Source organism: Bacillus sp. DTU_2020_1000418_1_SI_GHA_SEK_038, from assembly GCF_032341175.1.
In the GTDB taxonomy this organism is placed as follows: Bacteria; Bacillota; Bacilli; order Bacillales; family Cytobacillaceae; genus Cytobacillus.
The window spans coordinates 1,414,510-1,427,025 of record NZ_CP135435.1; the positions used below are offsets into that span (position 1 = coordinate 1,414,510).

16 protein-coding genes are annotated in these 12,516 nt (G+C 37.6%); 11 read left to right on the forward strand and 5 right to left on the reverse strand.

Going from position 1 to position 12,516, the window contains the following annotated elements:
• Nucleotides 1-75: 75 nt before the first annotated feature.
• Nucleotides 76-471 carry an ArsR/SmtB family transcription factor gene (locus tag RRV45_RS06995; RefSeq protein WP_315668082.1) on the forward strand — a complete coding sequence of 132 codons (396 nt, stop codon included), beginning with the start codon at nucleotides 76-78 and terminating at the stop codon, nucleotides 469-471.
• The gene (locus RRV45_RS07000) at nucleotides 440-2,572 is read left to right on the forward strand and encodes a heavy metal translocating P-type ATPase (protein WP_410489340.1); all 2,133 of its coding nucleotides are present in this window, start codon (nucleotides 440-442) and stop codon (nucleotides 2,570-2,572) included. Before RRV45_RS06995 ends, RRV45_RS07000 begins: the two co-directional genes overlap by 32 nt.
• 392 nt (nucleotides 2,573-2,964) lie before the next feature.
• Here RRV45_RS07000 and RRV45_RS07005 read toward each other — a convergent pair whose 3' ends face one another.
• Together RRV45_RS07005 and RRV45_RS07010 are read right to left on the reverse strand one after the other, a co-directional pair.
• Nucleotides 2,965-3,504 carry a GNAT family N-acetyltransferase gene (locus tag RRV45_RS07005; RefSeq protein WP_315668083.1) on the reverse strand — a complete coding sequence of 180 codons (540 nt, stop codon included), beginning with the start codon at nucleotides 3,502-3,504 and terminating at the stop codon, nucleotides 2,965-2,967.
• Between the two features lie 136 nt (nucleotides 3,505-3,640).
• A complete protein-coding gene (locus tag RRV45_RS07010) occupies nucleotides 3,641-4,774 on the reverse strand; it encodes a histidine kinase N-terminal domain-containing protein (RefSeq protein WP_315668084.1) in 1,134 nt (377 codons plus the stop codon).
• A 267-nt stretch (nucleotides 4,775-5,041) separates the two neighbouring features.
• Here RRV45_RS07010 and RRV45_RS07015 point away from each other — a divergent pair, with 267 nt between their 5' ends.
• The 8 genes from RRV45_RS07015 to fumC all read left to right on the forward strand — a co-directional run bounded on the left by RRV45_RS07015 (nucleotide 5,042) and on the right by fumC (nucleotide 11,093).
• Nucleotides 5,042-5,506 (forward strand): helix-turn-helix transcriptional regulator, encoded by a 465-nt coding sequence (locus RRV45_RS07015; protein ID WP_315668085.1) that lies wholly within the window; start codon nucleotides 5,042-5,044, stop codon nucleotides 5,504-5,506.
• Nucleotides 5,507-5,589: 83 nt separating this feature from the next.
• Nucleotides 5,590-7,635: a transglycosylase domain-containing protein gene (locus RRV45_RS07020; RefSeq protein ID WP_315668086.1), complete on the forward strand. Its 2,046-nt coding sequence runs from the start codon at nucleotides 5,590-5,592 to the stop codon at nucleotides 7,633-7,635.
• Nucleotides 7,636-7,801: 166 nt separating this feature from the next.
• A complete protein-coding gene (gene sigY, locus RRV45_RS07025; protein ID WP_315668087.1) occupies nucleotides 7,802-8,356 on the forward strand; it encodes an RNA polymerase sigma factor SigY in 555 nt (184 codons plus the stop codon).
• Complete coding sequence (locus RRV45_RS07030) at nucleotides 8,319-8,660, forward strand: YxlC family protein (RefSeq protein WP_315668088.1); 342 nt, start codon at nucleotides 8,319-8,321, stop codon at nucleotides 8,658-8,660. The genes sigY and RRV45_RS07030 overlap by 38 nt, the downstream gene beginning before the upstream one ends.
• Entirely contained in the window at nucleotides 8,657-8,863 is a 207-nt protein-coding gene (locus tag RRV45_RS07035) for a sigma-Y antisigma factor component (RefSeq protein WP_315668089.1), read from the forward strand. Before RRV45_RS07030 ends, RRV45_RS07035 begins: the two co-directional genes overlap by 4 nt.
• 15 nt (nucleotides 8,864-8,878) lie before the next feature.
• Complete coding sequence (locus tag RRV45_RS07040) at nucleotides 8,879-9,082, forward strand: hypothetical protein (protein ID WP_315668091.1); 204 nt, start codon at nucleotides 8,879-8,881, stop codon at nucleotides 9,080-9,082.
• On the forward strand, nucleotides 9,063-9,377 hold the full coding sequence (locus RRV45_RS07045) for a YbjQ family protein (protein ID WP_315668092.1): 315 nt from the start codon (nucleotides 9,063-9,065) through the stop codon (nucleotides 9,375-9,377). Before RRV45_RS07040 ends, RRV45_RS07045 begins: the two co-directional genes overlap by 20 nt.
• Before the next feature lie 333 nt (nucleotides 9,378-9,710).
• The gene (gene fumC / locus RRV45_RS07050) at nucleotides 9,711-11,093 is read left to right on the forward strand and encodes a class II fumarate hydratase (protein WP_315668093.1); all 1,383 of its coding nucleotides are present in this window, start codon (nucleotides 9,711-9,713) and stop codon (nucleotides 11,091-11,093) included.
• A gap of 73 nt (nucleotides 11,094-11,166) precedes the next feature.
• On the opposite strand, the gene RRV45_RS07055 is transcribed toward fumC, so the two are convergent.
• The gene (locus tag RRV45_RS07055; protein WP_410489341.1) at nucleotides 11,167-11,379 is read right to left on the reverse strand and encodes a small, acid-soluble spore protein, alpha/beta type; all 213 of its coding nucleotides are present in this window, start codon (nucleotides 11,377-11,379) and stop codon (nucleotides 11,167-11,169) included.
• A 284-nt stretch (nucleotides 11,380-11,663) separates the two neighbouring features.
• Between RRV45_RS07055 and RRV45_RS07060 the strand changes: the two genes are divergently transcribed.
• A complete protein-coding gene (locus RRV45_RS07060) occupies nucleotides 11,664-11,906 on the forward strand; it encodes a hypothetical protein (protein WP_315668095.1) in 243 nt (80 codons plus the stop codon).
• 63 nt (nucleotides 11,907-11,969) lie between these two features.
• On the opposite strand, the gene RRV45_RS07065 is transcribed toward RRV45_RS07060, so the two are convergent.
• Together RRV45_RS07065 and RRV45_RS07070 are read right to left on the reverse strand one after the other, a co-directional pair.
• Nucleotides 11,970-12,155, reverse strand: coding sequence for a hypothetical protein (locus tag RRV45_RS07065; RefSeq protein WP_315668096.1), 186 nt, complete (start codon nucleotides 12,153-12,155; stop codon nucleotides 11,970-11,972).
• 65 nt (nucleotides 12,156-12,220) lie between these two features.
• Complete coding sequence (locus tag RRV45_RS07070; RefSeq protein ID WP_315668097.1) at nucleotides 12,221-12,433, reverse strand: YheE family protein; 213 nt, start codon at nucleotides 12,431-12,433, stop codon at nucleotides 12,221-12,223.
• Nucleotides 12,434-12,516: the final 83 nt, after the last annotated feature.

The following is a 12,516-nucleotide window of genomic DNA, read 5'->3' on the forward strand; positions in this document are numbered from 1 at the left end:
CATAATTCCTTTGACAGAAAATGAAAGGATAGCATAAACTAATATTCAAATAAACATTTGAATGATGGTGTGAAAATGAAGATCATAAATGATGTTTGTGAAATTACATGCGTTGATGAAGAAAAGGTAAATCGGTTAAAAAGCAAGTTAATGGATCAGAATACAACAGATGTAACAAAAATTTTCAAAGCTCTTGCTGATGTTACCCGTCTAAAAATTGCTTATTCCTTAGTTCTAGAGGAACCTTTATGTGTTTGCGATGTTGCCAATATTGCAGGCTGCTCAATTGCATCCGCATCACATCATTTACGAACACTGAAGAAGCTTGGACTAGCAAAGTTTAAGAAAGAGGGTAAGCTTGTTTATTATTCACTTGATGACGAGCATGTCCGCCAACTCATCGAAATCGCATTTATCCATCATAAGGAGGTGGCTTTACGTGAACCAGGCAATGGCGAAAGAAACGGATAAGACTGTCTATCGAGTACAAGGCTTTTCTTGAATTAGCTGCGCTCAAAAGTTCGAAAAGAACGTTAAGCACCTGGATGGTGTGATAGATGCCAGTGTTAATTTTGGAGCTTCAAAGCTCACGGTTTATGGGGCAACCACTTTAGAAGAGCTTGAAAAGGCTGGAGCCTTTGAAGGAATAAAACTCAAACCTGAAAATGAAAAAATCGAATTCACAAAAGTACCCTTTTATAAAAAGAATTGGAATGTCCTTGTTTCCTGCGCTTTATTAATAGCTGGATGGATGATTCAATTTTATTACGGGGAAGGATATATTCTTTCGGTAATCGCTTATGGCTTATCGATCGTCATAGGAGGCTACGGCCTTTTTAAAACAGGGTTAAAAAATCTTTTCAAATTGCAGTTTGATATGCGAACTCTGATGACGATTGCTATTATTGGTGCAGCCCTTATTGGAGAATGGGGAGAAGGGGCAACAGTCGTGATTCTTTTTGCCATCAGTGAGGTGCTCGAGGCCTATTCGATGGATAAAGCAAGGGCCTCTATCCAATCATTAATGAATATTGCGCCGAAGGAAGCTCATATAAGGCGAAACGGCAAAGATATGACCATTCCAGTTGAAGAAATTGTCATCGGAGATATTATGATAGTAAAACCAGGGCAAAAAATTGCAATGGATGGTAAAGTTCTCTCCGGTGCTTCAACTGTCAATCAGGCACCTATCACAGGGGAATCGATTCCAGTTAATAAATCATCAGGAGATGATGTTTTTGCTGGTACGTTGAACGTTGAAGGCCTACTGGAAATTACGGTTACGAAGAAAATGGAAGACACGACAATCGCAAAAATAATTCATCTTGTAGAAGAGGCACAGGCAGAACGCGCGCCTTCCCAAGCGTTTGTTGATAGATTTGCAAAGTATTATACTCCAGTAATAATTCTAATTGCTTTCTTGGTTGCCATTATTCCTCCGGTTTTCTTACATGGAAATTGGGATACTTGGATTTATCAAGGCTTAGCTGTACTAGTTGTAGGCTGTCCTTGTGCTCTTGTTATTTCAACGCCAGTGTCGATAGTCACAGCCATTGGGAATGCTGCAAGAAATGGTGTCCTCATTAAAGGCGGTATTCATCTAGAAGAGACTGGGGCTTTAAGAGCCATTGCCTTTGACAAAACAGGAACACTTACGAAAGGCATTCCTGCAATAACAGATCTTCTCGTTTATCATGGCATGAATGTTAAACAGCTATTAAGGATTGCCGCGGCATTAGAAAATGGGTCCCAGCACCCGTTGGCAAAAGCAATTATAAATAGGGCTGAACAGGAGAAGCTTCCTTTTAAAGAAGTGGAAGTGACGGATTTTACCTCCATAACAGGTAAAGGAATAAAGGGACGGATTGATCAAGCTACTTATTTACTTGGCAGCCCTAAGTTATTTGAAGGCCATCGTGAAATGGACGCCATTTCCCCTGAACTTACCAGATTGGAAGGTGAGGGCAAGACAGTTGTTTTATTAGGAACAGAGGATAAAATTATTGGAATTGCAGCCATTTCTGATGGGGTAAGGGAAAGCAGCAGGAGTGTTATACGGAAACTTCATGAATTAGGGATTGAAGAAACGATTATGCTCACAGGCGACAATTACGGCACAGCAAGGGCTGTCGGTGAAAATATAGGTGTCTCAAGCATTGCAGCAGAACTGCTTCCTGAAGAAAAATTAGCCTATATAAAACAGCTTCGAGACACATATGAAAAAGTAGCAATGATAGGGGATGGCGTAAACGATGCTCCTGCACTTGCAGCTGCAAATGTTGGCATTGCAATGGGGGGAGCGGGTACAGATACCGCACTTGAAACCGCTGATATCGCATTAATGAGCGATGATTTATCCAAGCTGCCTTTTACAATTAAATTAAGCCGCAAAGCGTTACAAATTATTAAGCAAAATATCACTTTCTCCATTGGCATAAAGCTCATCGCCTTGCTGCTCGTTGTTCCGGGATGGCTAACATTATGGATTGCGATTTTCGCGGATATGGGTGCAACATTGATTGTGACATTAAACGGTTTAAGACTGCTGAGAGTGAAGGAAAGTAAAAAATAAGTTTTGTGGAGTAGAATTAAAACTTTACGAAACCTATACAAATTAACAAAAAGTAACGCTTAGAGACTATGAGCGTTACTTTTTTACGCCTACAAATAATGTGGACATTGAATCCGTTATTTTCATGAAAATGGCCTAATTAAAAACTAAGCGGACACTGGGTAAGTTATTTACTAAAAAACACGGATAATTTACTGCTTTTTCATAAAATAGAGGCACCTGTGTCCGTAAACATAAGGAATTCCCTTGTTTTGCCCCGAATGACGGACCATATGTCCGACAAGAAATGCTAACAATAGTTATTGTTCTACTAAAGTAGAAAATTAGACCTATAGTGTATGTTTTGCGCTCCCTATCAGTTTACAATTTCCACAAAAGCTAAACTACTTCCTTTATTTCCAATCACGTGCAAGCATTCCATAGATTACTAGATCATGATAATGATCGTATAAAAATTCTGCGTCACGAACAATTCCTTCTTGAATAAACCCCAATCTTTCTGGAATCGCACGGCTCTTCTTATTGCCTATCCCGCAGCGGATTTCCAGCCTATTTAAATTTAGGTCCAGAAACGCGAAATTGACTAGCGCCTGAACCGTTCTAGTCATAATCCCTTTTCCTTCAAAGCCTTTTGCAAGGTAGTAGCCCATACTCGTTTGTTTATTATTCCAATCAATTTGGTGAAAACCAACTGAACCGACAAGCTGCCCTTTATAACGAATCCCAGTATTAAGTCCATTATTATCAGCAAAAGCTTTTAGCCACATTGGAATAATCCCATGATATTGGATTGGTGAAGTCATGTTATCAACCCAAGGCAGCCATTCTCTTAAATGCTCTCTATTCGTATCGACTAAATGATAAAGTTCTTCTGAATGGTGCAATTGAAAAAGCTGCAATTCGATATCTTGATCAACCTTTAGCACAAACATCTTATACCCTCCCTTTTAAAAAAAATTAGAGATAATTACCAATTTTATATGGAAAAATGATAGAAGTACATTAGAATTTTCCAAGCGGATTGAAATATCGTCTATTAATAATAAAAAATGGCCGACTCTTAAAGAATCAGCCTTGGTTTTTGTCAGAGATTGGAAGGATCATACTAAATACCGTTAATTCTCCTTTTGTTTCACATTCTAATTTACCTTTATGCTTTTCAATAATTTCTTTGCAAACAAATAATCCGAGCCCAGTGCCGAGAGATTTGGTCGTTACAAATGGTTCAAAGATGGACTGGACAAGATGATGTGGAATCTTTGGCCCATTATTGGCAATTTCTAGCCTAATATATGAATCATCTTGAATATGGCTTGTAATTTTTATTAATGGTTCTTGCGTATACGTATGCAAAACATCAATTGCATTAAAAATAATATTGATTAGTACTTGCCGGATCTCATCCGAATAGCCCAAGAGGTAAATATGGTCTGGCATATATTTATCAATTTTTACTTTGCCGTCCAAAATACTTGGATACAAGAAAACTAATACTTCATCAATTATTTCATTAAGTGAAAAATTCACTTTCTCTTTTCCAATCAATTCTTTCTTGGATAGTAAGAGAAACTGAGAAATGCGAAAATTTAATTGTTCTAATTCTATCGAAATAATATCTAAATATTTCAAGTTTGGATTTTCAGCTTTTAATAATTGAATGAAGCCTTGAACAGAGGTAAGTGGATTTCGAAACTCGTGGATGAAGCTAGAAGTCATTTGTCCTAGCAATGTAAGTCGGTCTTTATGGCTTGTATCAATAAATTGAGTTTTTTCTTCGATAATCTGGTTTTTTGCATCACTATAATAAGTAACAGAGAAAAATAAGAATTGATCAAAACAATATTGAACCTTTTGATAGTATTCGTTTAGTTCTTCAGAATCAAGGTCCATAAATTTTAGTTTTTCTTGGAAAATGGAACGTCCAAGATTTACGTTATAAACAAACTCGCCTATATTAATACCGGCTTTTAACCGTTGATCCGCAATGGAAATTGCAAACTTGCGTATCGTCTTTACCAATTCCTCCTCTGAGTATGAAAAGCATTGGGTCAGAAGATAAAACATTACCTCGCCATTTTCCTTCATTCGATCTTTAAACGGATCTTCAGAAGAAACGACTATTTTCTTTCCCCATTCACTTAACATATTTTTCTTTTCCCTGTGCAATTGCTCAACAACCTTCTTACTTGATCTTGTTAACATTTGTCTCTCCATTCTTCATGAATATAAATCTTTTTCCATAGTTATATAAATTTCTACTTTTTATATGAATATCCTTTGTCGAATTTAAACGAATTAAAAAACAGTTCTTCAAGACTACTCATTCTTTGTCAAAATAGGAGAAAAGCAAACGATTTCCACAAAATATCAATAGGCTCGCAGTTTAATTTATTGTCATTTTTTTACGCAATCTTTTATAATTGAAGAAGCAGTGTAAAAATACACTAAATTAAAGGGATGAAGCATACATTGAATCGCGAAGAAGTAATTTTTAAAGTATCTGAGAAATTGCGTCTTATCCGAACGGAAGCAGGATATACACAGGATAAAATGGCGGAGATTATTGGTGTCTCTAAAAAAACCCTTGTTCAAATAGAAAAAGGGCGAGTCGAAGCAGGCTGGTCGATAGTTGTTGCTGTTTGTGCCCTATTTAGGGAAACGGAAACAGTCCGCTTTTTATTTGGAAACGAGCCCTTGGAGGTTCTCGAGACGATTGCAAGAGAAGGGATTGACTATCGAAAAGAAAAAACGTTGGGCGGAAAGATTTGGTGGAGAGAGCTAGGGAACGAAAATGGCATTTTGCTTCAGCAAAATATTATTAGTCAGCATTTTCGCATCATTGACGAAGACCATTTTCGTATTTATAGCAGCTTTGATGAATCCTCCTCCAAAGAACGATTTGCCGAGCTGGTACACGAAAAAAACAGTTTGTAACCCCCATAAAAATGAATAGTCTGCCGAATTTCTTTATAGAATCATTATAATTTTAGACATCTTTGACCAACTATGGAGGAATTATGAGGGAAAAACAATCTGTTTATATCAAGTTCCTGAAATTTTGGAAGCAGAAGCATATGACTCAAATTGCTATTCTATCTGCATCAACTGCAGTATTAGCATTTTTGGGCTTTTTTTATTACTACGCAAACGGGGCAAATATTAGTTCGCTAGAAGACGGACTTGCACAGTCTACTGTTATTTATGATGTGAACGGAGAGATTGCAAGCAAAATATCTGCTAATAAAGTAGAAGGAGTATCAATAAAGGAAATACCAGATCATATGAAGAATGCGGTTATTGCCATTGAGGATCACCGTTTTTATCAACATAATGGTGTTGATTTTACGAGTATTGGAAGAGCATTTTTCCGAAACATGAAGGCAGGGGAAATTGTCGAGGGTGGCAGTACAATTACTCAGCAACTGACAAAAAATGCATTGCTATCATCAGAAAAAACATATAAGCGAAAAATCGAAGAATACTTTCTAGCGAGGGAAATTGAGAAACAGTTTACCAAAGATGAAATTTTGCAGATGTATTTGAATGAGATTTATTTTGGTGAAGGTGCATGGGGGATTAAGAGAGCAGCAATGAAGTATTTCGGTAAGGATGTCAAAGATTTAACGATCAGTGAAGCAGCTTTATTAGCCGGCTTAATCAAAGCTCCTTCTGTGATTAACCCTTACAAAAATGAAAAGGCAGCACTTGATCGCAGAAACATTGTACTCGCACAAATGAAAACCAATGGCTTTATTTCAGAAAACCAATGGATAGAAGCGAAAAATGAAAAATTAGTTTTTGACGATAAAGGCGGTGATCCATTCAAGGGGAAATATCCGTATTATGTTGACTTTGTTCTAGAGGAAGGGATGAAGAAATACGGTTTTACTCTTGATGAGTTATTAACTGGCGGCTATCAGATCTATACTGAACTTGACCCATTCATGCAGGCGACTGTTGAAGAGACGTATCGTGACGATTCCATGTTTCCAGTAAGTAAAGGGGATCAAATGGTTCAAAGCGGGGCTATTCTTATTGATCCAAAAAGTGGGGGTGTTCGTGCTCTAGTTGGCGGCAGGGGCGAGCACACACTCCTTGGACATAACAGGGCGATTCATCCCGTAGGCCAGCCAGGTTCAACGATGAAACCACTTGTCCCTTACACGCCTGCACTTGAAAATGGCTGGGATATTAAAGATGAATTACAGGATGAAAAAATGCAGTTTGGTGATTACAAGCCAAATAATTATAATTTCAAATTTCGTGGGCAAGTACCTATGTATGAAGCTGTGAAGGATTCTTTAAATATTCCTGCAGTATGGCTTCTCAATGAAATCGGCATTGATAAGGGAATTGACGCAGCAAAAAGGTTTGGAATTCCGGAAGAAGCAATCAACAAAAACCTTGCACTAGCACTTGGAGGAACAAATAAAGGAGTATCTCCTTTGAATATGGCTGAAGCGTACACTGTTTTTGCAAACGGTGGGGAAAAGGCTGACGCGCATACGATTGTAAAAATTGTTGACCAAAATGGAAACACTATTGCAAATTGGGATGATAAAAGAACAAAGGTAACAACTAAAGAGGTAACTGATAAAATCACAACCATGCTGCTTGGTGTTGTAGAGCAAGGTTCCGGAAAAGCAGCGCAGATTCCGGGGAGAGAGGTAGCCGGTAAAACCGGCTCAACACAGGTTCCCATTGAAGGGGTAAACGGGATAAAGGATCAATGGTTCGTTGGTTATACTCCTCAGCTTGTTGGCGCTGTTTGGGTAGGCTATGATCGGACTGACAAGGAACACTATTTAACAACAACGAGCGGAGAAGGAACTGCGCCGATTTTTAAAACGATCATGTCTAAGGCTTTACAAAATAAAGAAGCCATTTCTTTCGGTGTCCCGCATATTTCCTCCTTTATCGAAAAGAAAAAGCAAGAAGAAAATTTCAATAAGTTTGATAAAGGCTTCTTGAAAAATAAAGAAAAGTGGGAAAAGAAAATAGAAAAGGAAAAGAAAAAGTGGGAGAAGAAGCGGAAGAAAAATAAAGGGAAAAAAGATGATTAAAAGAAACTTGGCATTTTTAGCCAAGTTTTTTTACTTTTTCCATGTTTTTTTATGAAAAAAATTTATAATATATGTGAACGATTATTTATTATCAAGCGTCTAATTTATAATGAGTCTAAGAAATGTAATGAAGGCGGGACGATACGAAGGGGAGGAACTTAGTCAAATGGAGGAGAAAGAGCTCATACAAAGCGCGAAGTCCGGCAATAAACGCGCTCTAGCCACGCTTTTTCAAAATAATTACCCCTTCTTAGTTAAGTATTTAATTAAAGTTACAATGAATCCAGATATAGCTGAAGAGCTAGCACAGGAAACAATGGCAAAATGTATAGAGAAAATTCATTTATACCAATTTAAATCCAAGTTTTCCTCTTGGCTTATTTCAATTGCAACAAATTTATATATCGATCAGCAGCGGAGAAAGAAAAGGGAAAAAGCATTCATGATGGATGAAGAACAATACAGAAAGCTAAAATGGCATCTGGAATCGAGGAATGAAGAATGGAATGATACGATATCCGCTTTAGGCAAATTGGCGGAGGATGTAAGGATTCCGATTATTTTAAGGCATTATTATGGCTATACCTATGATGAGATTGGGGAGTGGATGAAGCTATCCCCTGGGACGATAAAGTCTAGAGTTCATAATGGAATTATGGCTGTCAGGAAGGAGTTGAGAATAAATGAAGAAAGAGAGAGACATGAGAGAAGATCTAGATGAAGACTTATTATTAGTCATGAGGGAAATTGAGCACGGTCTTAACTCAATTGATCAAGGTACACCTATTCAAACGCCAAATATAGAATGGTTTGAGAATTTGATTGTCGAAGAGAAGAAAAATATGAAAAAGAAGCTTATTTTCGATGCTTCACTTTTCGCCATTCTTGCACTAATTATTTTAACCGGCATTTTATTTGCTTTGTACCGGGTTCCAATTGTCTTCTTCGCGATTCAAGGGATTGCTGTTATGTTTATCCTTGCATTCGTTTCAATTCAGTTTGTTAAACAGGTGAAAGAAACATGAATGAGGAAGTTTCTTTACCGTTACTTATTGTTGTTGCCGTCATTTTAATCAGTCAAAGTACTTTTCTATTCACAAATGCAAGGAAACATGGACATAACTATTGGCTATGGGGAATCCTCGGCTTAATCCAGGCGCCTGTTCCTACACTTGTTTATTTACTATTTGTTAGGAAGCTGTGGAGAAAGAAGAAAAAGATTCATTAAAAGGGATGAAGATTCGTGGGAAAACTGAAGCAGCTGTTTCTGCTGTTAACAGTCGTTAGCCAAATACTTGGATTGGTTATGCTGTTTATTAACATTAAAATAGCGATATTGCTTTATGTCTTATACGCTGTTCTGTTTGTGCTTATTTTTATTATATTAATCATAGAGAGACAGAAAGAAAAAGAGGAGGAAAAACGTAATGATTATCGTAACTATTGAGTCTGTTCCGGGGAAGGAAATTAAAGAAATAAAAGGGTTTGTCAGAGGAGGCTGCATTCAATCTAAGCATATCGGTAAGGATATCATGGCTGGATTACGCACAATTGTCGGCGGAGAAATAAGTGAATACACTGAAATGATGGAAGAAGCAAGACAAAAGGCTATCGGCAGAATGGTGGAGGATGCCAAGTCAAAAGGAGCAAATGCGATTATTGGCATGCGTCTCCAATCGTCAGCAGTCATGCAGAATGCATCAGAAATTATAGCTTATGGAACGGCTGTTTTTGTGGAATAAGTTGTGAAAAGTGGATTTGTATAAAGGTGAGAAAAAGTTCATAAATATGTCACCTTGCTGTCACGGAATGTTCCTATCTTTTCGTAAAACCGTCCTTTTTCTATGATATTTTTAACATATCAATAGAATCAGGGGGAATTTAAAATGGAACAGCTTTCAATTACATTAGTTATTGCCAGTATTATGGTCCTTGGTTATTTTATCGGTTATACAGTTGTTAAACACTAAAACTGCTTGCTTATGCAAAGCAGTTTTTTTATACCCATAAAACTCCAAAAATAGGGAATAGAATATAAGGGAAGGAATGATTAAAAACAACGAAGGAGGGGTTTCATGGAAAATTATCGGATCGAAAATGATACGCTTGGAGAAGTAAACGTTCCGGCAGATAAATATTGGGGAGCGCAGACACAAAGAAGCCGGGAAAACTTTCGTATCGGCATTGAAAAAATGCCGATGGAGGTCATTTATGCCTTTGCCAAAATTAAAAATGCGGCAGCTATTGTAAACAATAGACTTGGAAAATTATCAGATGAAAAAAAGGAAGCGATTGTTCAGGCAACCGCGGAAATTCTTGAAGGGAAATTTGATGATCATTTTCCGCTAGTAGTCTGGCAGACAGGAAGCGGTACCCAATCCAATATGAACGTAAACGAAGTCGTGGCAAGAAGAGCAAATGAAATGCTGAAGGCCAAAGGAGACTCAAATACAAAGGTGCATCCTAATGACGATGTGAATATGTCCCAGAGCTCGAACGATACGTTCCCAACAGCGATGCATGTATCAGCATATATTGAAATAGCCGAAAAGCTGATTCCCTCACTTCAAGCATTGAAGAAATCCGTCCGTCAAAAGGAAGAGGCTTTTCATGCAATTGTAAAAATTGGAAGGACCCATTTGCAGGATGCTACCCCATTGACATTAGGTCAGGAAATAAGCGGGTGGCGTGCTATGCTTGAAAAAAGCGAGCGGATGATTTCGGAAGCAATGGATCATTTACTAGATCTAGCCATTGGCGGAACAGCAGTAGGTACAGGTATAAATGCAGATAAATCCTTTGGGGAAGAGGTTACACAAGAAATTTCGAAAGGAACGGGGCATGCTTTCCGTTCTTCTGACAATAAATTTCATGCCTTGACAAGTCATGATGAAATTGTTTATATGCATGGGTCTTTAAAGGCACTGGCTGCAGATCTCATGAAAATAGCCAATGATGTCAGATGGCTCGCCAGTGGACCTAGAAGTGGTATTGGGGAGCTTTCCATCCCTGCTAATGAACCAGGAAGCTCCATTATGCCAGGAAAGGTAAACCCGACACAAAGCGAAGCACTAACAATGATTGCGTGTCAGGTATTTGGCAATGATGCAACAATTGGTTTTGCCGCAAGCCAAGGGAATTTCGAATTAAATGTCTTTAAGCCAGTCATTATTTTCAACCTTATCCAAAGTGTTCGCCTTTTATCAGATGGAATGGACTCATTTAATGAAAAATGTTTAGTTGGCTTGGAAGCAAATGAAGATATTATTGCGGATCATGTTAATAGATCATTAATGCTTGTCACTGCTCTTAACCCTCATATTGGCTATGAAAAGGCAGCTGAGATTGCAAAGCTTGCATTTAATGAAAATAGTACTTTAAAAGAAGCGGCCCTGAAGACTAGGCATGTTACAAGTGAACAATTCGATTTGTGGGTGGATCCTTCAAAGATGGTATAGCTAAACCAATGGAAAAGCCCCCTTATAGAAGGGGGCTCAAGCCATCTCTTATTAAATTGTGTTTTACAAGTTATTATTTTTGATAACCGCCAAGTTGTTGTTCAGCCATTTGAACTAGGCGTTTTGTAATTTCTCCTCCAACAGATCCGTTGGCACGAGATGTAGTGTCAGCACCTAAGCTTACACCAAATTCAGTAGCAATTTCATACTTCATTTGGTCAAGTGCTTGTGCTACTCCTGGTACTAGTAATTGGTTTGAGGAATTGCTTCTTGTGTTGTTGTTCATAATTGGTTCATCTCCTCATAGAATTTTGTTAGTATGGTTGGGTTAGCCGGATTTGCACCGACACAAGATAAACTTGTTACCTCTAACTGGTTTAACCCATCGGTTAGTGGAAAGTTGTTGTGTGTCTGTGTTTACTCTATATTATGGTGTTTTTCTAATCGCTTATTCTTTTTTTGTAGTGGGAATTGTTTCCTACCGGTTTTGTCATAACTATTAAGGGAATGACGAACGATATGATTATGGAGAGTGTATGACATAATTAAGAATGGAGCGGGGGCATATAAATGGCGATTTGTCCAATCTGTAATGGGTTCCAAGAAATAAAGACAAAATGCTCATCATGCGGTAATATTGTATACGACCAAGGCAGGATTATGGATTATTACGATGATTATAGTGCATACATGCCTATAGATCTCATGAAATTGGAAAATGGCTATCCAACTGATTACATCAACAAGGAATGCCCGCATTTATTGAAATGCTTATCATGCGGAAATCAAGAGATAGCCTTAATAAAAGAATAATTTTCACACGAGAAAATAGCACTTTCATTTTGCGAAAGTGCTATTTATTATACAAATTTTAAGTTATTGGGCTGTATATGGCGGATCCTCTTCAAAAAGATCTCTTGCTTCCTCAATATTAGTTGTTTCTTCTCTCATATGTACTGATCCGCCCGACATTCCTTCATTGATCATTCGGTCAATGTCTAAATAAACTTTGTCTCTTCCTTCATTATGAGAATCGTCTTTTACATTTTTTTTATCAGGCATGGCAGTTTGCCTCCTTTGCATATGATAAGACTTATCATTCCAAAGAAGTTTAGAAAACATACTAATCACTGATCATAAACATGGAAAAGCATTAATTCATGAATTTGTTCCATTAATTTTATCTCATCTTCTCCATTTGGTGTGATTGAGGTCCATTCAATTTTACCATTTTGATGATAAATCCCATTAAATTTCTGCTTGTTAAAATAAAAGGAAAATTTCCATCCAGGCAATTGTTTGTTTTCGTATAAAGGCTTGTATTGAAAATGCGTTAACATATCACCGCCCCCTTTGTTTTCATCTTACACCTTTTTCTCAAACAACCCAATAAAATAATTCACATGACATGAAAAACCAGTGT

Excerpts from the sequence above, each read along its gene's own strand:
- RRV45_RS06995 (WP_315668082.1), top strand. The coding sequence starts at position 76 with ATGAAGATCATAAATGATGTTTGTGAAATTACATGCGTTGATGAAGAA.
- RRV45_RS07005 (WP_315668083.1), bottom strand. The coding sequence starts at position 3,504 with ATGTTTGTGCTAAAGGTTGATCAAGATATCGAATTGCAGCTTTTTCAA.
- RRV45_RS07010 (WP_315668084.1), bottom strand. The coding sequence starts at position 4,774 with ATGTTAACAAGATCAAGTAAGAAGGTTGTTGAGCAATTGCACAGGGAA.
- RRV45_RS07020 (WP_315668086.1), top strand. The coding sequence starts at position 5,590 with ATGAGGGAAAAACAATCTGTTTATATCAAGTTCCTGAAATTTTGGAAG.
- sigY (WP_315668087.1), top strand. The coding sequence starts at position 7,802 with ATGGAGGAGAAAGAGCTCATACAAAGCGCGAAGTCCGGCAATAAACGC.
- RRV45_RS07030 (WP_315668088.1), top strand. The coding sequence starts at position 8,319 with ATGAAGAAAGAGAGAGACATGAGAGAAGATCTAGATGAAGACTTATTA.
- RRV45_RS07035 (WP_315668089.1), top strand. The coding sequence starts at position 8,657 with ATGAATGAGGAAGTTTCTTTACCGTTACTTATTGTTGTTGCCGTCATT.
- RRV45_RS07045 (WP_315668092.1), top strand. The coding sequence starts at position 9,063 with ATGATTATCGTAACTATTGAGTCTGTTCCGGGGAAGGAAATTAAAGAA.
- fumC (WP_315668093.1), top strand. The coding sequence starts at position 9,711 with ATGGAAAATTATCGGATCGAAAATGATACGCTTGGAGAAGTAAACGTT.
- RRV45_RS07055 (WP_410489341.1), bottom strand. The coding sequence starts at position 11,379 with ATGAACAACAACACAAGAAGCAATTCCTCAAACCAATTACTAGTACCA.
- RRV45_RS07060 (WP_315668095.1), top strand. The coding sequence starts at position 11,664 with ATGGCGATTTGTCCAATCTGTAATGGGTTCCAAGAAATAAAGACAAAA.
- RRV45_RS07065 (WP_315668096.1), bottom strand. The coding sequence starts at position 12,155 with ATGCCTGATAAAAAAAATGTAAAAGACGATTCTCATAATGAAGGAAGA.
- RRV45_RS07070 (WP_315668097.1), bottom strand. The coding sequence starts at position 12,433 with ATGTTAACGCATTTTCAATACAAGCCTTTATACGAAAACAAACAATTG.